The following is a 23,062-nucleotide window of genomic DNA, read 5'->3' as shown; positions in this document are numbered from 1 at the left end:
GTGATGAACCCAATTTCTAGCGACAGGTCTGTTTCACAGACGCATGTTTGGTGGCATAGCAGAGGGGTTCCACGCGTACCCATCCCGAACACGACCTTTTTAGCCTTCCACCGCCGGTGGTACTTGGCGAAAGGACTTGAGACTAGATCGACGCCAAGCTAATCTAAAGCATCTCCTTAAGGTGATGCTTTTTTGTTTTAATGTTCGAAGTAAGGTGAAAAGTACAAATCATAATGTTGTCATCTACTATAAAACCTAGAAAGTGTCTGAAGACAAGAAATTGGTCTCTTTGCCGATTTGATATTAAGCAAAATAGGATGTGATAAAGTATTTAGAAAGTTTAGTCGTTTTTTTTCAGTCTGTTATGACAGAGGCAGAGAATTTAGAGGCTGTCATTGTTACCTTAAAGAAATTGACCTTTGAAAGTGAGAGTAGAATTTATCTAGTCTGTGGGAGCTACGGTGGTTTTGTTTCTACGATTGTGGGAGCCAGAAGAAGAGATAAGATTAAGGAAGTGGTTTTGATATTCCAGCTTAGTTTCATTCAGCTCACCGCCTTCGAAACTTTGGGCCATAATGATCCGCACTTCTTCTTCCGAGTAATGCTCTTCATGCCCGACAGGTTTGACTCCAAACAGACGAAGAATTACCCGCGATGTTCCATTCAACGCCACAATAAAAGGATGCATGATTTTGCCGAACCAATACAGCGGAGGTGAGAGAAGCAGCGTCAGCTTCTCGGCGAACTGGATGGCAAGCGTCTTCGGCGCCATCTCCCCGACAACCACATGTAGAAAGGTAACAAAAATAAATGCAATCGCATAGGACGCTACGGAAGCGCTCGCTTCGGATAAATTAAATAAATCGAAAACCGGATACAAAATACGTTCTACTGTGGGCTTGCCAATAGCTCCAAGTCCTAGAGCTGTAACTGTAATCCCGAGCTGACACGCGGATAGATAATAATCCAGATCACCGACGACTTTTTTAGCAATAATAGCCTTTTTATTTCCTTCATCAATCAATTGTTCTATCCGTGACATTCGGATTTTAACGGCAGCAAATTCCGATGCTACAAAAAAAGCTGTCAATACAATTAACACTGCAAGAATAAATAAATTCATGATCGTTATTAAGTCCAATCCTTCCCATCTCAAAGAGGGACTCACCTCCAAATTGTAGTCAGATTACACTTCTTAATCCGCTAATGGGTTTAACAAAAGTACCGTCTGAGGCGGATCAATTCAGGAGCACAATCCATTTGCAAAATCGCCTTCCCATTATTGTTCAGCCCCCCCTCGAAATATATACGAAGGAGTATAACATAAAAGCACTTAAACCATCCAGTTGTACGTCATGGTTTGGTAAGTCGGGTGATCTCTCACTCTTCTCTTATTCCCCCAAGAAAAGATGTTGTAATACTTTCTTCACAAGATCTTCAAATCCATCTCCTACTATTGTAAATAGAGGTTAGTTATTTAGGCCAACTAAGGAGGTGGAAAGATAGTTTTACTATGGACTTTAAGAGCTGTCCTGACCTCACCTAAGCTTCATGAAACTCTATACTATAGTGAGGAAATGTGATGACAAAGTTTAATTTCAGCATAAAGAAAAATTCAAATCCCAAGAATCATCTGCATCTACGTATTAATATTTTCTTTTTTGGCGTATTCATAATCTTTTCAATTCTACTCATTCAATTGACAGTTCTACAATTTGTGGAAGGACCTGTAATGGCTGAGCAAGAGAATATCAGTGTAACAAGGACGGCTCCTTTACTCCCTGTTCGTGGGACGATATATGATTCTACTGGGCAAACGAAGCTGGCTTATTCTGAACCCTCGTACTCCTTGTATATTACTTTATTTAAGAACTATAGTGAACAGAGCGGAGGGTCACCAAACCCTAATCGAAAAGAGATTTTGGAGTTAGCAGAGAAACTGAGTAAAGTCTTCCAGCAGTTAAAAAATATAAACACCGCTGATTATAGTGTAGAACAAATTATCGAAGCTATGGACTTAGAGTATAAACAGGCCCTTGGCTATACTCCCAGACTCATAAAAAGCGGACTTTCGAATCAAGAAGTAGCTTATTTTATGGAGAATAAAATGGAATATCCCGGTGTGTCAGTCGTAGAAGAGACGATCAGAAAATACGACCCGGATACAATAGCCGTTCAGGCGATCGGATATCTGAAATCCTTCAAAACATCAAAGACCACTGTCAAGTATAAAGAACTCGATAGATTGAATGCCGAACAAACGGATCCTGGACTGATCTACTCTGAACTCGAAGATGTAGGCGTATCAGGACTGGAAATGCAGTATCAGGATTTGCTGCGCGGAAAAAATGGTTTTAAGCAAATTGCTATTAATGCCGTTAATTTGCCGGAAGAGGGTTCGCTGCCTGTTACACAACCGCCGATCAAAGGATACGATCTCGTCTCCACTCTTAATAAAACAGTTCAAATGAAGACTGAACAAGCTATCATAGATCAGTTGCAATGGTTGCAGCGAACGCCCGTATCCGGGAAGCTCCACCCCAACGCGAAGACGGGCTATGCAGTTGCCATGGAGGTGGAAACCGGAAACATAATCGCTATGGCAAGTATGCCAGATTATGATCCTAATGCCCCTTGGGATTATGAGAAGATCAAGTATATTTATCGCAATGGAACAGTGGAGTCTTTTCCACCAAATGATTCAGGACAGCATCCTGAATCCACTGTGCTCCTAGGTTCAACGATAAAACCGCTCAGTGTTCTAATCGGACTTAATGAAGGCTTAATCACACCAGGTACTACGTATATGGATCAAGGATATGCTGAATTCGGTAGGGATAATTCAAGAGTCCGTAATTCGGGAGGCAAAGCTTTTGGCTTGTTGACTCCTGTAACTGCAATTAAGAATTCATCCAATGCATTTATGGTTGACTTAATTGGCGAACAATTGTGGAGGAAATACGCAGATCAGTCAGTGGAAGTCTGGGATAAATATATGAAAGAATTCGGTCTAGGAGTGGAAACCGGGGTAGATTTGCCGCGAGAGTTTAGAGGACGAATTGAATATAACCAGAAAAACCAATCTCAGCTTTCAAGTATGGCTTTCGCTTCGTTCGGGCAGCAGGGTAAATATACAGCGTTGCAACTTGCACAATATACAGTGATGCTTGCCAACAAAGGTAAACGAATGGAGCCTCATCTCGTTAAAGAAATCCGAGATACTAACGGAAGTGTCATTCAAACCATTGAGCCGAAAATCTTAAACGAGGTTTCGTACGAAGATGAGTTATGGCAAACGATTCACCGTGGAATGGCTACGAATGTAGACAGCGCATTTCAAGGGTTTCCTTATGATTTCGCCAGAAAGACCGGAACATCCCAACAAACGATTTATAAGAATGGTCAAGCTATAAATGTGGAGAACGGAGTTTTCATCGCCTTTGCACCAAGAGAAAATCCGAAGCTTGTAGTTGCTGTTGTCGTTCCTGAAGGTGGTTACGGTTCACAAAGTGCAGCTCCCATTGCACGGAAAATTTTTGATGCTTATGATGCGGTGTTCGGATTAACTATGTCGCCACAAAGTTGACCAGTGATCTGAAAGACCTCAAGATAAGAACACAAATGCAGACTCTTTATGAAAACCGCGTAAATCGCGGTTTTTTTATTACTAAAAATCACTCGGGCTCCCCCCGGAAAAGATGTTGTAATAATTCCTTCACAATATCTACAAAGTCCATCGTTACCCTTAGAGATGTACGCTCATTACACTGCAAAGATAGGTGGTTTTGATTGCCAAAACAAAATAAGAACAAGGCTTGGTTACAGCATTTCATGTTAGTGTTAATCGTCTTAATCGCAGTTATCGTAACTGAACGTTTGCTTCAACCCAAAGAGCTTGTTATGCCGCAAAGCGAATCTTCATATGTGAATGAATTAGAGAAAGAAGCAGACAACACTTTTGCTGTGTATAGCGGGTCTACATTTGTAAACAGCTATACTACGCTAGGAGAAGCTATTAATTATGCTGAATCCACTCGATTAGCATCAGTCCGAGAAAAGGGATCTAATGCTTTACTGTGGAACAATTACCGTCCGTATTTGGTATACCAGAGTGAAATACTTGTGGCTGATTTTTCAGAATACGCAGAGGCTGTACAGTTCGCCAGAGGTAATCTGGGAACTCGTGTGTACCATGTCAGCAGTGAAAAGACAATATGGACCCTACAACCATTGCCGGCTCAGGTCCAGCCCCTTGATGCCGTACTAGTTAACCAAATGCCGGAGCTGCCGCGGGGTTGTGAGGTGACGAGTCTTGCGATGCTACTAAAACATGCTGGAATCGAGGCGGATAAAATGATACTTGCAAAACAAATTCGCAAAGATCCGACACCGTATTCCAAGATTAATGGTTCAGTTACATTTGGCAATCCTTACGATGGCTTTGTCGGCGATATGTACTCCTATGATAATCCGGGATACGGCGTCTACCACGGGCCGATTAAAGATCTGGCTGAGATGTATTTGCCTGGGCAGATCATTGATATGACTGGCAGCAGCTTTGACGATATGCTGGTTACTCTCACTCAAGGGAAGCCTGTGTGGGTTATAGCCAATACTTATTTCACTTCGTTGCCTATTGAGATGTTTGAAGAGTGGGATACCCCAAGTGGTCCAATCAAGATTACCTACAAAGAGCATTCCGTGCTCCTAACGGGCTATGATGAACGCTACATTTACTTCAATGACCCTTTGACCGAAGTGATTAACCGTAAAGTGAAGATCAACTCGTTTCGTGAAGCATGGGAGCAAATGGGCAGACAAGCCATTACTTATTCGAATTGAGACTAAAGGAGTGTACATCAAGTGTTAACCTCAAAAATTAAAACATACGTGATCCCAGCTCTAGTGTTTGTCAGCTTATGGGCAGCCTTTTACACAGGACCCTACGCCGTTGTATCAGCTAACGCCCATACACCCGCACCTGTCCGAAGTCTATCGCTACAGGCCAAATCGGCCATCCTTCTTGAAGTAGAGACAGGACAGATCTTATACCAGGCGAACGCAGATATCGCCTATCCGCCAGCCAGCATGTCTAAGATGATGACGGAGTACATCGTGCTTTCCGAAATCAAGGGCGGACGGTTAAACTGGGAGGATCAGGTGGCCGTTTCAAAAAGAGCCCAGGATACTGTGGGATCCAAGGTGTTTCTAGCGGAAGGCGATACACATACCGTTAGAGAATTGTTTACGGCAAAGGCAGTGGGGTCGGCTAATGATGCGTCAATCGCACTGGCTGAACATATTGCCGGCAGTGAAGAAGCCTTCGCCATGAGAATGAACGTTACTGCAAAAGAACTTCAGTTAACCAATGCCCACTTTATTAATGCCACCGGTTTAGGCAGGGGGGATATGAGCGAAGAATACCGTCCCACAGAAATTGAAGGTGAGACCGTGATGTCCGCACGTGATGCCGCCTATCTGGCATTGGCCATACAGCGCGAGCATCCCGATTTTTTCGAAATCTCCAGCCTTCCTTCATACCAGTTCAAGGCACGTGATGCCCAGCCGATCATTAACTACAACTGGATGCTGGAGGGGAATTCTTCCATAACCTCACTTAAAAACTATGCTTACGAGGGTCTGGACGGTATGAAGACAGGTTACACAGATCAAGCGGGTTATTGTTTTACGGGCACCGCCGAGCGGAATGGTATGCGGCTAATTAGCGTTGTCATGGGAACAGCTTCTGAGTCCATGCGTTTTGTTCAGACTCGGAAACTGCTCGATTATGGATTTGGCCAGTTCGAACGAAAGACGATTCTTGCAGAGAGAACGGTTCTGGAAGGGTTAGAAACCGTAAAAGTATTTAAAGCCAAGGAAAAAGAAGTAGGTCTGGAGACAGAGGAGGACCTAACTCTGATGACCATTAAAGGAACAAACCCTAAATTAACAATAACTGCCGAATTCGTAGATGAAATTGTAAGAACAGCTCCTATTCCAGATGGAACAGTTCTTGGGAAAGCAACAATTACGTATATAGATGAAACAGGTCAAGAGATCAAGTCAGAGATGAATTTGTTGTCTAAAAACCAAGTGGATAAAGCAAGCTGGTTCACTTTGATACTCCGTTCAATCGGAAATTTCTTCAATAACCTAAAGGATTCTTTAATGAATTTATTCTAAATCGGTGTTGTATTCAATAAGAGGATTTCAGCTCTCATTACGTGGTGCTGGAGATCCTCTTTTTTTTATGTCCCGTCCGTGAAGAAATTGTGGAGAATCGTAAGCACAAATGTAATCAAACCATCACGGTTTGTTCAAATACACTCCCTAAAATAAAGAAGAGATAACAAGTTAAGGAGTGCTAATTTATGTGTGGAATTACCGCTGTATATAATCGAAATCAAGTGCCTGTACAAGCCCAGATGCTCAGGCAGATGATAGAAATCATCAATCACCGCGGGCCTAACGACTCCGGTATTCATTTAAATGGGCACGTAGGTCTTGGTTTTCGAAGACTAAGCATCCTTGACCTGGAGCACGGCGCACAGCCGATGCACAATGAACCGGGCGAAATATCCCTTATTTTTAACGGAGAAATTTACAACTACCGGGAGCTGCGTGAATCACTACAGAGAGAGGGACATCACTTTCATACAGAGAGCGATACCGAGGTTATTCTCAGGCTGTATGAAGCCGAGGGTGAACACTTCGTCAAGCGGCTGCGAGGAATGTTTGGACTGGTCATCTGGGATCAGAGACAGCAAATGTTGCTGGTAGCCCGTGACCCTTTCGGAATCAAACCTATTTATTATTCTGAAACACCCAGTGGGTTCATGATTTCCTCAGAAATCAAATCCCTCCTGGCATCAGGTAAGATCGACAGAGAAGTGGATGGGCAAGCCTTCTCCCATTATCTGACCTTTCAGTACGTTCCGGAACCGGCCACTATGTTTAAAGGCATTAATAAGTTGATGGCTGGAAATATGCTTGTTATTAAGCAAGATCAAATATTCATAAAACCTTATTTCAAGGCATCATTTTATGCAGAGGATATTGTTACTTTTCCGGAGTTGGTAGAGGAGACGCGCGCTGTGCTGATGGATTCTGTTCAGATTCACCGGAACAGCGATGTGCCCAGAGGTGCCTTTCTGTCAGGAGGTATTGACTCCAGCAGCTTGGTGGGGATGCTCCAGCGTCTGGAGCCTACCCGAACCTTCTCCGTAGGTTTTGATGTTCCTGGATATAGTGAACTGGAGCTTGCCCGTAAGACGGCAGCGCATCTGGGTACAGAACATTATGAAGTATCGGTAAGCGCTCAAAGCTACCTTGAGGCGCTTCCGCGTATGATTTGGCATATGGATGAACCGGTTGCCGATCCTTCAGCGGCGGGTATTTACTTTGTTTCCGAGCTGGCCAGCAGGTATGTCAAAGTGGTTTTTTCCGGCGAAGGAGCAGACGAATTTTTCGGCGGCTACAATATCTACCGGGAGCCGTTATCCCTTAGAATGTTTAACTATATGCCAGCCGCAATGCGAAAGCTTGCCGGTGCAATTTCGAAGGGAATGCCGGCAGGAATGAAAGGAAAGAGCTTTTTAGAGAGGGGAAGTTTGGAGCTGCAGGAACGCTTCTATGGTAATGCAAAAATATTCCACGATGCTGAAAAGGGAGCAATAATGCCCGATAATCTAGCAAGAACTTTCCAGCGTGCACAAGAAGTGACCTTGCCGCTATATGAAGCTGCTGCTCATTATGACGACATTACTAAGATGCAGCATATTGATATTCATACCTGGCTGCGGGGAAATATCTTAATGAAAGCAGATAAGATGTCGATGGCACATTCTATTGAGCTTCGGGTTCCCTTTGTGGATCCTCGGGTTTTTGATCTCGCATCCCGTATCCCAAGCAAATACAAAGTGAATAAAACAACTACCAAGCTGCTTCTACGGGAAGCAATGAAGGATTTCGTACCTCCGGATGTGCAGAGCCGTAAGAAACTAGGCTTTCCGGTTCCCATCCGCATTTGGCTCAAAAATGAATGGTACCCTTGGGCTAAAGAGGTTATCGGCTCTGCTGATGATATTCCATGGATAACTACAAAACAAGCGTTGGGTATGCTCGAAGATCATCGGGCAGGCAAAGTGGATGCCAGCCGCAAGCTATGGACAATTTTGGTGTTCATCTTATGGCATCAGATGTATATTACTGCTCCAACGACTGTACCTGCTCTGCACTAAAAGAGGTCCGTTTCACGAAATAAGCGGGATGAGCACCTTAAAAGTGGTCCCTGATCCTTCTGTGCTATCCACAGTAATTTGTCCCTGATGCAGCATTACAATTTCTCGTGAGATAGCCAGACCCAGTCCTGTACCACCGGTCGTTCGCGATCTTGATTTTTCAACACGATAAAGGCGTTGCCAAATATGTGGTAGTTCATCCGCAGGAATTCCGATGCCTGTATCCTTGACCATAATAACAGCCTGACCATTACTGGTGCTAGTAGAAACCGTGATTCGCCCGCCGGAAGGGGTATACTTTCGCGCATTTTCAAGCAAGTTAATCACGACTTGCTGAAGGCGCCGTTCATCTCCCTTTACATAGACAGGTGATGAGGAGGGCTGATAATCAAGTTCTATTCCATGCTGTTGTATGGAATCCGACATAAGTTCCAAAGCATTTTGCATGACTTTGTCTACGGACGTTCGATCAATAACCAGTTTAAATGATCCTTGTTCCATGTTTGCTAGTTCGAATAAGTCCTGAACGAGTCTTTGTAACTGAATACTCTGGGTGTAGAGAAGCTGTAAGTACCGCTCCTGATCCTCCTGGTTCTGTACCAATCCATTCTTCAACACCTCTGAGTAGCCTTTCATATACGTTAGCGGTGTGCGAAGCTCATGGGAGATATCTGCTAAAAATTGTCTTCGCTGCTGTTCATAGTGTTGAATATTAGAGGACATCCGATTAATAGCATGGGATAATTGTGCAATTTCATCAGAACCACGAGGCTCCAGTTTCCAATCATAGATGCCTTCAGAAATCCGTTTTGTTATTTTGATCATTCTCAGCAACGGCTGCACCAGCTTCCGGGATACCAGAAGGATAATCAATGCCGATAGGACAAGCACAACTGCAGCGACGCCTATAAATGTATTGTTTAATGTCTTAATCGCTGTTTGAATGGGGACGGTAGGACTGAACATAAAGACTCTGCCAATCGTCTCTCCACTGGAAACAATGTCTGCTTCGGTCACAAAGTTAGGCTCATTCTTCCAATCAGAGTTTAACACCGGGCCATGAAAATCAGCACTCGTGCCATGGATGATGATTCCTTGCAAGTACTCAGGGGGGAGAGAGGCAGTCCCCTCCGAAGAGCCCAGTAAAGCGTTATCCCGGTCCAGTATCAGCAGGAGATTGTCCGTCTTGCTTTCTGTGAGCAGCACATGGTTAATTGTCGTCATATCAAAATGCTCACTTAACACAGCAGCATAACTTTGATTTCGGTGGATCTGTTCGTTCAGCACATCATCTGTGTAGAAGCGGATAAATAACATATAGAGCACACTTTCAATGCAAAAGAGCAGTACCATAAACATTATGACAAGTACAGAGCCAAGTTTCAGAGGAATGCTATTTAATTTAATTTTTCTCATTACAAATATATCCCGTACCCCAGATGGTCTTGATGACGTCATGCCCGGGGATTCCGGCCTGAGATAGCTTCTCCCTTAAATTTTTGATGTGCGTATCGACGGTCCGATCGTCGTTGATGGATCTCGTCTTCCACAGCAGCTCGAGGATATCTTCCCGCTGAAAGATTCGTTCTTTATGGCTCAGAAACAGCTTTAGGATCGAGTATTCCTTTGGGGTCAAAGCAATCTCCATGTCTTGATAGAACACCTGGTGAGTCTTCAAATTCATCTTCAGATCACGGAAGGTTAACTCTGATTTGGCGGGTAAAGTGGAGATTGACTGTACAGGCTTGACTATCATGTGATTCTGCTGCTGTACAAATTCCTGTCTGCGGAAAATAGATTCCATACGGGCGATAAGCTCTTGATGCTCAAAGGGCTTGGTTAAATAATCATCGGCACCGATTTTCAGGCCGACGACTTTATCTACCGTCTCTTCGCGGGCGGTTAGCATGATAATAGGAACGGTTGAAATTTGGCGGATTGCCTTGCATACATCAAACCCATCCATAATCGGCATCATGAGGTCCAGGATCACCAGATCGAAATCTGCTACAGTAATTCGTGACAATGCTTCTTTACCGCCGGCTGCGGATTCGGTGGAATAACCTTCAGCATGCAGATAAAGCTGCAGTAGCTCACGCATAGGAGCTTCATCGTCGATAATTAGTATTTTTTTATGATTTTTGCGGATAAATACGGACACGGCTTGAACCTCCTTTGTTTCTAGTGTACCCTGCATTTTCGAAGAATTTGTGAAGATAATCCTTGTAATCATCATATTTAGTTTTTTTAGAAGCACAAATAATCTAAATATTGTACCACATCACCTTTTGAAAGAATTTCTCTTGACAACAACCCCCCCGGGGGGTTAGTTTTTTGGTATGTATTTATTCCAGAGAGCTTAGAAAGGAACGATTGATGTGGCTAGGATAATAGAAATAACAGACACTACACCAAAAGAAAAAATTAAAATCATTTTGGCGCTCGGTGTACCTGCGATGATTGAAAATCTGCTTCAAACGGTGGTGGGATTTGTGGATACATTGTTTGTATCCAGAATCGGGCTAAATGAGGTTACGGCTGTCGGCGTTTCCAACACGATTTTGAATGTTTACATTGCTATTTTTCTCGCCATCGGTGTCGGAACTTCCTCCATGATAGCCAAACGTGTTGGCGCCGGGAAGATGAAAGAAGCTAAACAAGTTGCTCGTCAATCTACGTGGCTAGCTGTGTATGCCGGAATTTCATTTGGAATTATAACCTTATTTTTCGCTGAGCCGCTACTACGCATTATGGGAGCCGAGCCAGAAGTACTCAACAGCGGCGTCACTTATTTTCGTATTGTTGCCGTACCTTCCATATTTATTTCCTTAATGACTGTGTTCGGCAGTATCTTGCGTTCAGCTGGTGATACCAAAACCCCGATGAAGGTGGGGATCTGGGTAAATGTAATCCACATCGCTCTTGATTACATCCTGATCTTCGGACTAGCCGGCATTCCGGGGATGGGGATTGCCGGAGCGGCGTTAGCCACAGTTCTGGTTCGGATTCTTGGTTCCATTGCACTGTTCCATTACATCCGGAAGTCACAGCTGTCTTTCTCGCTGTTCAAAAAAGACCACAACGAGTTCACTAAACCGCTTCTCAAACTCTCAGGACCAGCAGCTGCAGAACGTCTCATCATGCGTCTGGGACAAGTTTTATACATGGGCCTTATCGTCAGAATCGGAACTGAGGTTTATGCTGCACATACCATTGCCGGTAATATCGAAGTTTTTTCATATATGCCGGGCTATGGGCTGGCCATTGCAGCCACCACCTTAGTTGGACAATACCTGGGAGCAAACCGACACCGGGATGCCTACCAGTTTGGTATATATACTACCGCTGTTGCCGTGGTATTTATGAGCTTCGTCGGTGTTCTCCTGTTTGTATTTGCCCCCTTTGCGGCAGCGTGGTTTACCGGGGATCAATCTGTCATTGAAATGGTGACAACCGCACTTCGAATCGATGCCTTCGCGCAGCCGTTCCTGGCTGTCGGACTCGTCCTTGCAGGTGCACTGCAGGGTGCGGGTGACACCAAGAGCCCCATGTATAGCACCGCCATCGGCATGTGGCTGATCCGGGTCATCGGAGTATACATCTTAGGCATTCAGCTGGATTTGGGCATTGCAGGCATCTGGTTGTCAATCGCTATTGATTTGGCGATTCGTGCAGTATTTTTATTTTTCCGTTTCCGGAAAAAGATTGCTGCGTTTGAAAATGAGGCCGCACATTAAAGCGAGGAGGGGAGGAAGAAAGGAGCGAATGTTTACCCGAAAGATGGCTGCCGTGATCTTCTATCTGGCCTTGCTCGGTTTGATTTACGTCCTGAGGGATGAGCTGCTTCCTTGGCTGGAAAATCTGGATTCTGGAAGCTGGCCCATCATCCTGTTCATCTGTGCAGTGCTCGGAATGGTTCCCGTCATCCCCTTTGCGCTGGTATCTGGCATCCTAGGCATCAAATACGGGCTATGGGGAGGAAGCGGGATGAGTGTGGCAGCATCGACTCTGGCTGCTGTTATTACCTATTGGATTTTTGCCAAAGGAGGTGGGGGGTATCAAAGCCAAAGTTCCAAAACCAAATTGAAGATATGGAATGAGCATATCCAGCAGCGCGCTTTTCTGTTCGTTCTTATCGGGCGGATGCTGCCTTTCATCCCAGCTGCGCTTATCAACGGATATGCAGGCTGGTTTAAACTTCCGTTCGTTCCGTATGTAACCGCAACTGTCCTGGGCAAAATCCCAACGATGCTTGTTTTCGCCTATGTTGGCGTTTCTGCGGTCTCGGGTTCGCAGTATTGGTCACCCGTGCTGCTGATATATGCTGTTTTTTTAGGTGTCGTGTATCTGATATATAGCCGATTATTTCCGAATGCCACGAGCGTTCAACGCTTAGAAAACGAGCAATAAGGTATGTAAATTTAATGCAATCAAAATTTCAAAATCGATGGAGGAACAATCATAACAATTAAGCTTTCAAAAGGTGAATTTGACCGTTTGCTCAAACTCTCCAACGACAATGGATATATTGCTGCTACCGCTATTGATCAAAGAGGCTCCTTATCCAAATCTTTAAGCAAAGCATTGGGAAAGGAAGCATCCTATGAGCAGGTCGCCGAGTTCAAACAGCTGGTTTCCGAAGAGCTTACACCTTATTCGACTGCTATTTTGCTGGACCCTGAGTTTGGCTGGCCAGCAGCAGAAGCCCGTGATGCAGACTGCGGGCTTCTGCTCGCTTATGAGGAAACCGGATATGATGTGACACAAATGGGCCGACTGCCAGATTTATTGCCCCGATCTTCAGCTCTGCGGTATGTCGAGAAGGGAGTAGATGCCGTTAAAATCCTGATGTATTACGATCCGGATGATCTAGAGGAAATCAACGACATTAAACATGTCTTCATCGAACGTGTCGGTGCGGAATGTGCCGCAAATGACATTCCCTTCTTTTTTGAAGCCGTAACATACAGTGACAGCATACCGGACTCAGGAAGCGCCGAGTTTGCCAAAGTCAAACCGGATAAAGTTAAGAAGTATATGCAGGAATTCTCCAAACCGCGTTATAAAATTGATGTGCTGAAGGTTGAAGTTCCGGTAAATATGAAATATGTATCCGGCACGGCAGCCAATACCGGCCATGAGCATGAAGCGGTATATACAAGGCAAGAAGCACTACAGCACTTTAAAGATACAGCAACAATTTCACCTATTCCGTTTATTTATCTAAGTGCGGGAGTCACGAATGAAATATTTCTAGAGACCTTGAAATTTGCCGGGGAAGCGGAAGTCCCTTTTTCAGGAGTACTGTGCGGTCGGGCTACATGGCAGGACGGTATAGAAATATACGGCAAGGAGGGGGTTGAAGCATTACGCAAATGGCTTCAAGAGGAAGGCAAACAGCGAATGATCAAGCTTGATAATATTCTGCGGCAAGTGACCACACCATGGTGGCAGAAACATCCTTGATTGATTTTACCGTCACCCATTAATCTGCTTTGAACCCCGGCAGGTCGTGCAGCAGGCATAGCCTTTCCGCCTGCCGGGTATTATATGGCTTCACGAAACAAGGGAAATGGAGCAGCAAATCATGCAGACAGCAGATGTCTCAGCTATTAAAGTTGTAAATTCGAATACACTTAAGATTATTGCTATATTATCCATGTTCATCGATCACCTATCGGTATGGCTGGTTCCCTCAGGAACCTCACTGGATATTCTGCTTCACACTATTGGCAGACTTGCCGCCCCCATTATTTGTTACCTGATTGCAGAGGGCTTCGCGCATACTTCCAACTTAAAGAAAATTTATGATACGGCTTTTTCTTTTTTCCTTAGTCTCTCATTTTCCATTTGTGCTCTTCTTCGGTCTATCCTGGTGGCAAGGGACCAGTGTGATCTGGGATTTGCTCATGGGGCTGATTGCACTGTCTATCTGTAAAAATCCCAAGATCCCCTTATGGGGACAGATCTCTTCGGTTGCGGTATGCTGCCTGCTCGCATGGACGGCAGATTGGAATTACATCGGAGTCTTATGGGTCGTGTGTTTTGGTTTGTTCAGAACACGCTTCAGTCTGCAAATGTTTGGCTTTGCACTAATTGGAACTTCCCTTTACATTATTCCAGGCCTTTCGGCATCAGGTTCAACGAGCATCTTCCGTTTCGGCATTCTGCTGGCGATTCCGCTCTTTGCTTTGTACAACGGAACCCGCGGCCGAAAATCCAATCTGATCAAGTATGGATTCTATATATTTTACCCGCTCCATCTAATAGTGCTGTATCTGTTTCGTTATATTTTATTTGAATCATAGATTAAGGAGAACGCTGCATGAAGTGGCTTAGAATAATTAATCATAGGTTCCTAACCTTGACTATATTTACAGCTGTAGTGCTGTAACGCTATCCGCTTGTACCGGCAAGATGAACCCGAATCCGCAAGTAGTAAATAGTCCTGCGCCCACGTTATCTGAGCAAGAAGTCCTGCCTGAACAGCCGCAAGCAACGAGAAGCGAAGAACCCTCGACAGGACTAGTGTACGACGGTAATTTGGAGCTGCCTGTAATTGGTGCTACAGGGTATGCCTCAGTAAGAATGGAGTTGAAAAATTCAGCCGACGTTAATTCCATTACGGTAGCAATAATTGAACCTAGAAGTGCCTTCCAGATTTTAAAGGAAGAGGGGGCATGGTGGCTGGTACAACATCAGGATGTTACCGGCTGGCTGCCGCATGTTTACTGTTTCATTAATCTTCCCGATGTTATTCCGTCTATGATTTATGACAACACCAATACGTATGCTTCACAGTTCAAATCTTCCGGAAAAGCGATTCCCGGTATCACCGATCAGAAACTGTATTCCGGGAAAAGTTACAATAATCGGCTGGCAAAAGAGGAGTTCATCGATCCTGTTCTGTATCAAATGTCAAAAAAAATATACTCCGCACAGCGCATGGCTTTATCTGATGGAAACTCGCTGAAAATTTATGAGGTTTTCCGCCCATATACTGTACAGAAAGATGTTGCCTCTGCATTAAAAGCTCTGGCTGAATCAGATCCTGAAGTGATGGAGGGGATCAATACGCCACCGTGGGGAATAACCTGGTTTATTGTTGATGGAGTATCCAATCACCAAATGGGGTACGGAATGGACGTGAGTTTAGTAGAAATCCAATCAGAGGAGCAAGTAAGGATCGGTGACTACCTTTCCTTGCAAGTTACGGATTATATTGAGTACGTCATGCCAACCTACATACATGAGTTGAGTGGAAGCTCAGCTATATTCACTGCTGCAGTGACTTCAAAAACGCCGGACGCTTGGAGAGGATCGACTTATGCCGATACGATGACAGACCCTGCTAAACAGCTGCAGAAATATTGCACGTCCGCGGGTTTGACTCCGTTGGCCTCGGAATGGTGGCACTTTAACGATCTTGAGGCCAGGGACAGTATCGCAGATCAAAGCGGCGATGGGGAATTTATTATAACGGATATTTACAGTACAGCACCTTTTGCGGAATAATTTGTTGTTGCCCCTCTGGATGATTGGACAGCCAGCCTAGACAGCGGTACTATTAAATTGTGTCATATGTATAGGGAGAGGTTCATTCAAAAAGGATTTAGCTAGGGAGGTAAGTACGCATGTCTGATGAGCATATTAACCATGGGAATAGTCATGAACATAATCATGAGCATAAGTACCGGAAAGATATTATTAACCGTTTGGCAAAAGTCGAGGGGCATTTGCGGTCAGTTAAAGAAATGGCGATCAATGGACGCCAGTGTCCCGATATCCTGCTGCAGATTGCGGCCGTGCAAAAAGCACTGGATGGAGCAGCAAAGCTGCTCTTAAAAGACCATCTGGAGAATTGTGTGGTTGATGCCGTGCATCATGGCGACGAAGCACAGGTGATTGCAGAACTGAATGCTGCGATAAATAGTTACATCCGGTAAAGCTTGTTGATGCCCCTTCTTGTGCCAGTATAGAAGGGGCTTTTTAATAATGTGTAATGGAGTGTATCCCATAAATATTAAATGGTTAATAAAATTTTAAATTATAGATATAAGGTGCATAGAGTGCTCAAATCAACCAAAAAAAAGTCAAGGTTGTTTTTAAAACTTCTGATTATAAGAACTTGTTAATTAGAAATGATCATCGGAATTAAAAAATGAATGATTTAAACAATTATCTTGCAATTAGAGAATCACGGTATAAACCAGATAAATCAGCTCCATTCCTATTTATAGCTGCACCAGTTGGACGGAAGGGTACTAATCGCCGCTTAAATCAAAGATCTATTGAAAAGCTTGTTGAAAAATATGCAATTGCCTTTGGAAAGCCGGCTCTATCGGTGCATGCATTAAGACACTCATTTGCAACTCGATATCATAAGGAGAATAATGATGTACCTAGATTAAAGAATCAACTGGGGCATTCATCTATTCAAACTACTATGATTTACACTCATTTAACTGATGAAGAGATGCGAATTGCAGTTAATAAAATGGATCAATAACAAATATTAAAAGGTGTTATGGATAACTAGCTGTATAAATAATGACACAAATGTGCCTACTTGCTTGGAGTAAATGACACTAAACCACCTACTTGTTTGGTGGGGTGACACAAAACCGCCTACTTACTTGGAGGAATGACACAAAATCATCTACTTGCTTGGTGGAGCTGACAAAATAGATTGATCAAATCATATTTGATTTTATTAACCTCCAAACTTTTTAACTAAAAGAGCTTAAAGTAGGGGGTTTTGTGTCAAAAAGGTAGGGAGTTTTGTGTCGCATTAGATCAACATATTGAAGATCAGTCTTTCTTAGTTATATGATAAAAAGGAGGGTGATCTCATGGACAACGGTACATATTCTTGTCATTCATCGGTACACATTCTTGTCATCCGTCACACACAGACAATAAGAACCAAACAGGGCGTTTTCCAACTCATAGACATATGTACAAAATACGGGTTTTGTGATGAAGTAGTATATAAATTAATGGAGTAAGCCAATTTGATCTATAAATACTGCTTATCAGCTGTCCATTAATGGTTATCGATACAACGTTCAAATGAACGTCCCTTGTATGAACATTATCTTCATCTTTTCTTTTTTATAGAGATCAATTTGTCGCTAACGAGTATTAAACTTTAAAGTGTATCAGAATCTCGGATTTAACTCTGTGTGGTTATATTTATATGTTTATTGTTGGTTGTTCTTTAAGTACCTCTTAAATAAAAAAGCTAATTATTACCATTAATCAACTTATACCAATATCTTCACACATGTTCGGTCTTATAGCTTTAATTTTAAAACAATTCTTCAGCTATCCTTAATTGTCTTTCCCATTCTTTAGTGGCAGCCTCGGCCACTAAAGAACAATTGGATACATTTACCATTTCAACGGCATAGTCACTGCTTACTATAGTATGTCCTCTCATATGTCCAGTTAGAACGCTCGGGTCAATTTATAAGATGTTGATCCAGATGATCCAGATGTTCAACAGCAACGCTCAAAGCCCATTAGGCCAGGAACTTCTGTGGTAATTTTTCAAGTGTCTCTTCAAGTTGATTTCTTAATTCATTATTGTCTACAATTTGCTGCTTATGTTTATTCCATGCATATTCCTCAATGTTCAAGCGATCACTCCCCCATTACAGCACAGCACTCTTTAATTGCTTCAGATCTTCTTTCATAAAAAGTGTGTACCACACTGAAAAAATGTAAATTAGCCAGATTCTACGCGAATAATCACCTTTATTACTCCGATGCTGGATAAACATTTCTTCGATGATATTCATATTGAATATTTCTTCAATACCACTATAGCGTATTTGCTCAAACATTATATCTGAAATCGGGGTCTTAAGCCAATCACGAATCGGTACGGGAAATCCTAATTTGGGGCGATTCACAATTGCGTCCGGAACAATTCCTTCCATAGCTTTACGCAAAGCAAGTTTTGTTGTGTTTTTGCCAATCCGATTGGCGACTGGAATTTTACTGGCCGTTTCAAAAACCTCTTTATCTAAAAACGGGACTCTTAATTCCAATGAATGTGCCATAGAGAGCTTATCTGCTTTTGACAAAATATCGCCAGGTAACCAAAAGTTCATATCAATAAACTGCATTCTTGTCGTAGGATCAAGATGCACTGTCTTATCATAAAAAGGCTTAACGATTTCGGTCGGATGTAAAAAGCTATTTTGAGCGTGTACCGATTCGTGAAGCAAGTTCATCTTTCCGCTTTTGTTAAAGATATTAGCATTACCGAAAAAGCGTTCCTCTAAAGGTGTCAGCCCCCGAAGTAAATAATTTTTTCCATAAAAATGATAAGGATATACGGTTAAAGATTTTCGTAACGTATCCTTTATGAAGTTAGGCATCCATGTAATGGGTCTTAATGCATCCGGCTCTCTATAGATTCGGTATCCTCCGAATAATTCATCAGCGCCTTCCCCCGATAGGACAACCGTGACATGCTCTTTGGCAAGCTGATTAAGATGATAGAGCGCAATAGCAGAAGGGTCCGCAACAGGCTCATCTAGATGCCATACCGTTTTCGGTATACTCTCAAAAAAGTCTTCTGTAGATAAAATGTGAAAATAATGATCCGTCCCCAGTTTGGCTGCCGTTTGATTTGCAATGATAGTTTCATTGTTCACCCCTTCAAATCCAATCGAAAAAGTCTTTGTTGATTCTTCTGCTTTCATCATTGCAGCTATAGCTGTGGAGTCAATTCCACTGGACAAAAAACACCCTCTATTCACATCACTTTGTAAATGAAGATTTACAGACTCTTTCAATTTCCATTGAATTTCTTCCGCATAGTCTGCTAAGGATCGTTTTACCGGATGAAAATGGGGTTCCCAATATTTCTCGATCTTCATTTCACCATTCGAGTTAACAAAGATACGCTCTGCAGGGCCTAATTTATGAATATGTTCAAACATCGTATCGGGTTGCGGTACATACTGAAAAGTTAAGTAGCTAAATAAGCTTTGATACTGAAGTTTTCTAGGCACTCCTTGCACGGCAAGAATGCTTTTGATTTCTGAAGCAAATAAAAGGTTATTCTCATCTTTGTAATAATAAAAAGGCTTAATACCGAAATGATCTCTAGCAGCAAAAAGGGTTTGTTCCTTAAGATCCCAAATCGCAAAACTAAACATTCCACGTAGATGATGGACACATTCCTTGCCGTATTCCTCAAATAAATGCAAGATAACTTCTGTATCTGATTGTGTTTGAAAATGATGTCCCTTTAGCTTAAGCTGATCTCTTAGTGTTTTATAATTATAGATTTCACCATTAAAAACAATCCACAGGGACTGATCTTCATTCGTCATCGGCTGATTCCCATCACGTAGGTCTATAATGGACAACCTCCGAAAACCGAGTCCAATGCGAGAATCAAGCCATACTCCCTCATGATTAGGACCTCGATGATTCATTGCACCTGTCATTTGTTTTAAGGTTTCTTCTTGCGGGGGGTGTCCATTACATTTTAGTATTCCTGCTATTCCGCACATGCTATGTTAGTCCTTCCTATAATAAAGATTAAGGTTTAGAGTGCCCACAAATGCGTTGATCAATCATTTTTTGTTGCTTATCATTCATATAAAAAAACGCCGAAGGATTCACTAAACGAATCGTTCGACGCTTTCTCATTTATGCTTATTTGGTTTCATTCATAAAGCTTCTGAAGTTCTCTACGATTTCTTTCGATCGAGTATGGTGTAAATAATGATCTCCTTCAAACATCAACATCTTCCCATGTAAGGAATCCTTGATCTGTTCTTCATGTAAAGCTGCCCAACCCTCAACATCCGAATTATCTTTTACTAAGAAGAAAATCACGGGAAGATCTTTAGGGAACTTTAATGTTTCGGTAGCTTTAAAATTACTAGGGAAATGCTCTGCTTCGTTAATGATGTTTGGGTTCATCATGTTTTTAAGCGTAATCATTCTATTTTGTTCTTTCGTTTTATCATCCACATTTGGCGAGAGGATTTGGTTAGGATCGATCTTAACCAGCAATCTGTAGAACCCTGATTGTTTAAGTGTTTTTAAGGCTGCAGTTGGAAGCGCCTCGCCTGCTCCTTGTGCCGGTACACTGCTGTCGATTCCCACGAATGCACTGACTTCGTTTTTGTATTTGTTCACATAGTCCAGACCATAAATCCCAGAAATAGAATGTCCCATCAGAATATAACGGTCTATTTTTAATTGTTGTAAAGCTTCATGAAGTTCACTCACTATATTATCGACCGTTCGTTCTTTTTCAGTGATATCACTTAACCCATACCCAAATGGCTCAATTACTACCACTTTGTAGAATGGAGATAGCTCGTCAACTAGCGGTTTAAAATCAATTCCTGGGGCTGCCGTTCCGAAACCTGGTAGTAATACTACCGTTTCTTCGCCTTGACCTTGAATCATGACATTCATGTTTTTTCCGTCTACCGGTATTAGCTGACCATAGGATTCAATTTTGCCTTTCTCTATTTTGTTGCTGACCACATTAACTGTAAATACAGTGGCTAGAAATACTACGATTAGTACGATAATAACTACTACTACTTTAAGTAACAAGAACAATGCTTTTTTCATCTGTCATCTCCCGCTCCCCATATGTTTATATCTTATCTTCTGTCCATTTCATTCTAACCATCCAGTCTTAGATCCTGTGTAACACAAGATTAATTCAGTCTTAATTCTCAACCACAACTAAAGAAATAGAATTAAGCTTCCGTTAAGATAACTTTTTATAGATAGGATTCCTCTTCCGCCCATTAGATATCACATAAAAAAACACCTTTAGATATTTGCTGATTAGCCCATAGGACCATTCAACAATATTCTAAAGGTGTCCATCCATTTCATTAGTTAAATATTAGTTCAAAGTTTCTTTACGCGATAAACGAATCTTTTCAGGTGTAACATCATTTCCCTCAGGATCTACAATCGTCACTCCCGATAGACTGTTACGAACTTGTCCACGAATTTCACGTAGGTAATCTTCACGCAAAGCGATTTGCTCCACCCATTCACTTTTTGTCAGACCTTCTTCACGTTCTTTCCTGGCTAGTTCATTAATACGAGTCAAACTGGTAATCATCTATGTTCCTCTTTTCTAAGTTTTGATTAGCTTGCTAATAAATTTACAACCATCTGTTTCATAAGCCTTCTTAATAATAAACGTTCTTCGGGTAGAATTCCTGTTAATAATTTATCCAGTTGCTTATTCCATATACGTTCCACAGGTTCACAAAGATTACGTCCGGCTGGAGTTAGATACACTCGGCTTACTCTGCCATCTTCAGGATCTCTTTTTCGAACAACAAACCCATGACTCTCAAGTGATTTCACCATATTCGTAATGGTTGGAGGCTCACAATTCAGACTTTCGCTTAACTGGATCTGTGTCATTCCATCTGATCTCCATAACCGGCATAATAACTGTTCTTGGCCCACATGAAGATTAAATTCTCTAAGCAATGCTGCATAATCTCTACGCATTTCCGCTGAAATTCTATCCAGTAGTTCTCTTATCTCATCTTCAATCACAGCTTGTTCCCCCGAACCACCTTACAAATTAATTAGCAAGCTAATTATATCATGTTTTTAAGAGGATTTCAAAGGTTGATGATCTTTAGATGTCACCCACCAACGAATCCTCTTTAGGTTGGAGCTTTATGGTATAGAAATGTTCTTCAATTACTGTTTTGCGGGAGCCTCACTTCAAAGATTGTACGCACCACACTGCTTTGCGCAGATACGGTTCCATTATGCTGCTCTACTATATTTTTTGTAATAAACAAGCCAAGTCCCGTACTTCCTGTTGGATGTGATCGAGCAAGATCGCCCGTGTAAAACATATCAAAAATACGTGGAAGCTCTTCCGGTTCAATACAATTTCCATAGTTGATCACTTCAACGACTACCTCGTTAGCGTCCAAGTAACCGTGAATATCAATAAACTGGCCGTCGTTTCCGTATCGGGCCGCATTCGTTAGAAGGTTCTCAAATACACGTGCTAACAATTCCCCGTCACCGTAAATCTTCAGTGGCTGTGTCATATCCAATCTGGAGGTTAGACCATTTTTCTCAAAGACTGGATATAATTCTTCATTTAATTGTAAGAGAAGCTCACTGAGATCAATCGAGGATTTCTCAAGCTTAAGCTTGCCATAGTTCATTCTTGTAATTTCAAACAACTCATCGATTAATTTTTCCAAACGCTGAGATTTGGTATAAGCAATCGTAGTGTAATGCCTGGCCTGTTCTGGGGTTAATTGATTGTCTTTCAAAATAAAATCCAAATAACCAATAACCGAGGTTAGGGGTGTACGTAAATCATGCGCTAGATTCAGCACGAGTTGATCTTTACTGCTCTCGGCAATGTCTCCCCGCTCAATGGCTTCTTGCATATTCTCAATGGCTAGATTGAGATCATGACCAATCATCCCAAATTCATCTTTGGAGGGGATATCTACTCGTTCGGAGAAATCACCTGACGCTAGCTGATGAATCCCCTTTGAGATTTCTTTGAAATATTTTGCATAAGGTTTAGTAAATAAGAAGAAAAATAGAATGGCTAGTGGTATAAAGATAATTAAAAATGTATTCACATCTCCAATATCTCTTATAACATAGCGAACTTGGGTTAGTGGATTCTCAAACTTCACCTCAGAGTGATAATATCGCTGGAGCGCCTTATAGATTAAAAAGGTTATCCCACCGGATACTAGCATACTGGCCATCAGCAGCATAATCATTTTTGTACGAAAGCTATAAATCATTTTAGGCATTGGATG

Annotated in this window: 18 protein-coding genes, 1 rRNA gene and 2 pseudogenes; 13 read left to right on the top strand and 8 right to left on the bottom strand. The window is 42.4% G+C overall.

Annotated features, from left to right (window positions below; all coding sequences use genetic code 11):
- Positions 1-46 precede the first annotated feature (46 nt).
- Positions 47-159, top strand: a 5S ribosomal RNA gene (rrf, locus tag CA598_RS33550).
- Positions 160-514: 355 nt separating this feature from the next.
- Here rrf and CA598_RS05825 read toward each other — a convergent pair.
- Positions 515-1,141: pseudogene (locus tag CA598_RS05825) on the bottom strand (hemolysin family protein); the annotation flags it as partial.
- A gap of 441 nt (positions 1,142-1,582) precedes the next feature.
- Between CA598_RS05825 and CA598_RS05820 the strand changes: the two are divergent.
- From CA598_RS05820 to asnB (CA598_RS05805), 4 genes are all read left to right on the top strand, one after another.
- On the top strand, positions 1,583-3,586 hold the full coding sequence (locus CA598_RS05820; RefSeq protein WP_094875816.1) for a peptidoglycan D,D-transpeptidase FtsI family protein: 2,004 nt from the start codon (positions 1,583-1,585) through the stop codon (positions 3,584-3,586).
- A gap of 203 nt (positions 3,587-3,789) precedes the next feature.
- Positions 3,790-4,842, top strand: a complete 1,053-nt coding sequence (locus tag CA598_RS05815) for a C39 family peptidase (RefSeq protein WP_256989721.1) — start codon at positions 3,790-3,792, stop codon at positions 4,840-4,842.
- Between the two features lie 21 nt (positions 4,843-4,863).
- Entirely contained in the window at positions 4,864-6,183 is a 1,320-nt protein-coding gene (locus CA598_RS05810; RefSeq protein ID WP_094869058.1) for a D-alanyl-D-alanine carboxypeptidase family protein, read from the top strand.
- 188 nt (positions 6,184-6,371) lie between these two features.
- Positions 6,372-8,240, top strand: a complete 1,869-nt coding sequence (gene asnB, locus CA598_RS05805; protein WP_094869059.1) for an asparagine synthase (glutamine-hydrolyzing) — start codon at positions 6,372-6,374, stop codon at positions 8,238-8,240.
- Between the two features lie 12 nt (positions 8,241-8,252).
- Here asnB (CA598_RS05805) and CA598_RS05800 read toward each other — a convergent pair whose 3' ends face one another.
- On the bottom strand, positions 8,253-9,656 hold the full coding sequence (locus tag CA598_RS05800; protein WP_094869060.1) for a sensor histidine kinase: 1,404 nt from the start codon (positions 9,654-9,656) through the stop codon (positions 8,253-8,255).
- Positions 9,643-10,401 carry a response regulator transcription factor gene (locus CA598_RS05795; protein WP_256989722.1) on the bottom strand — a complete coding sequence of 253 codons (759 nt, stop codon included), beginning with the start codon at positions 10,399-10,401 and terminating at the stop codon, positions 9,643-9,645. Before CA598_RS05795 ends, CA598_RS05800 begins: the two co-directional genes overlap by 14 nt.
- 211 nt (positions 10,402-10,612) lie before the next feature.
- On the opposite strand from CA598_RS05795, the gene CA598_RS05790 reads away from it, so the two are divergent.
- From CA598_RS05790 to CA598_RS05760, 8 genes and pseudogenes are all read left to right on the top strand, one after another.
- Positions 10,613-11,977 carry an MATE family efflux transporter gene (locus tag CA598_RS05790; RefSeq protein WP_256989732.1) on the top strand — a complete coding sequence of 455 codons (1,365 nt, stop codon included), beginning with the start codon at positions 10,613-10,615 and terminating at the stop codon, positions 11,975-11,977.
- Positions 11,978-12,005: 28 nt separating this feature from the next.
- Positions 12,006-12,650, top strand: coding sequence for a TVP38/TMEM64 family protein (locus CA598_RS05785; RefSeq protein WP_179281523.1), 645 nt, complete (start codon positions 12,006-12,008; stop codon positions 12,648-12,650).
- Between the two features lie 57 nt (positions 12,651-12,707).
- Complete coding sequence (locus CA598_RS05780) at positions 12,708-13,706, top strand: tagatose 1,6-diphosphate aldolase (protein ID WP_256989733.1); 999 nt, start codon at positions 12,708-12,710, stop codon at positions 13,704-13,706.
- 121 nt (positions 13,707-13,827) lie between these two features.
- The gene (locus CA598_RS32690; protein ID WP_218832583.1) at positions 13,828-14,178 is read left to right on the top strand and encodes a TraX family protein; all 351 of its coding nucleotides are present in this window, start codon (positions 13,828-13,830) and stop codon (positions 14,176-14,178) included.
- Positions 14,093-14,548 carry a conjugal transfer protein TraX gene (locus CA598_RS32685; RefSeq protein ID WP_256989723.1) on the top strand — a complete coding sequence of 152 codons (456 nt, stop codon included), beginning with the start codon at positions 14,093-14,095 and terminating at the stop codon, positions 14,546-14,548. Before CA598_RS32690 ends, CA598_RS32685 begins: the two co-directional genes overlap by 86 nt.
- Before the next feature lie 109 nt (positions 14,549-14,657).
- The gene (locus tag CA598_RS05770; protein ID WP_094869063.1) at positions 14,658-15,755 is read left to right on the top strand and encodes a M15 family metallopeptidase domain-containing protein; all 1,098 of its coding nucleotides are present in this window, start codon (positions 14,658-14,660) and stop codon (positions 15,753-15,755) included.
- 119 nt (positions 15,756-15,874) lie between these two features.
- Positions 15,875-16,186: a metal-sensing transcriptional repressor gene (locus CA598_RS05765; protein WP_094869064.1), complete on the top strand. Its 312-nt coding sequence runs from the start codon at positions 15,875-15,877 to the stop codon at positions 16,184-16,186.
- 221 nt (positions 16,187-16,407) lie between these two features.
- Positions 16,408-16,749, top strand: a pseudogene (locus CA598_RS05760) (tyrosine-type recombinase/integrase); the annotation flags it as partial.
- A 1,147-nt stretch (positions 16,750-17,896) separates the two neighbouring features.
- Here the strand turns inward: CA598_RS05760 and asnB (CA598_RS05755) are convergent.
- From asnB (CA598_RS05755) to CA598_RS05735, 5 genes are all read right to left on the bottom strand, one after another.
- The gene (gene asnB / locus CA598_RS05755; protein WP_094875814.1) at positions 17,897-19,774 is read right to left on the bottom strand and encodes an asparagine synthase (glutamine-hydrolyzing); all 1,878 of its coding nucleotides are present in this window, start codon (positions 19,772-19,774) and stop codon (positions 17,897-17,899) included.
- Positions 19,775-19,919: 145 nt separating this feature from the next.
- On the bottom strand, positions 19,920-20,855 hold the full coding sequence (locus tag CA598_RS05750; RefSeq protein WP_094875813.1) for an alpha/beta fold hydrolase: 936 nt from the start codon (positions 20,853-20,855) through the stop codon (positions 19,920-19,922).
- Between the two features lie 283 nt (positions 20,856-21,138).
- Positions 21,139-21,363 carry a DUF896 domain-containing protein gene (locus tag CA598_RS05745; RefSeq protein WP_042188496.1) on the bottom strand — a complete coding sequence of 75 codons (225 nt, stop codon included), beginning with the start codon at positions 21,361-21,363 and terminating at the stop codon, positions 21,139-21,141.
- Positions 21,364-21,389: 26 nt separating this feature from the next.
- Positions 21,390-21,812 carry a MarR family winged helix-turn-helix transcriptional regulator gene (locus CA598_RS05740; protein WP_231573276.1) on the bottom strand — a complete coding sequence of 141 codons (423 nt, stop codon included), beginning with the start codon at positions 21,810-21,812 and terminating at the stop codon, positions 21,390-21,392.
- A gap of 146 nt (positions 21,813-21,958) precedes the next feature.
- Positions 21,959-23,056 (bottom strand): sensor histidine kinase, encoded by a 1,098-nt coding sequence (locus CA598_RS05735; RefSeq protein WP_094875812.1) that lies wholly within the window; start codon positions 23,054-23,056, stop codon positions 21,959-21,961.
- Positions 23,057-23,062 lie beyond the last annotated feature (6 nt).

The sequence above is a fragment of the Paenibacillus sp. VTT E-133291 genome (genome assembly GCF_002264395.1).
In the GTDB taxonomy this organism is placed as follows: Bacteria; Bacillota; Bacilli; order Paenibacillales; family Paenibacillaceae; genus Paenibacillus_AQ; species Paenibacillus_AQ nitricinens.
The sequence above is the reverse complement of the archived record's forward strand: the minus strand, read 5'-3'. Positions and strand labels throughout refer to the sequence as shown.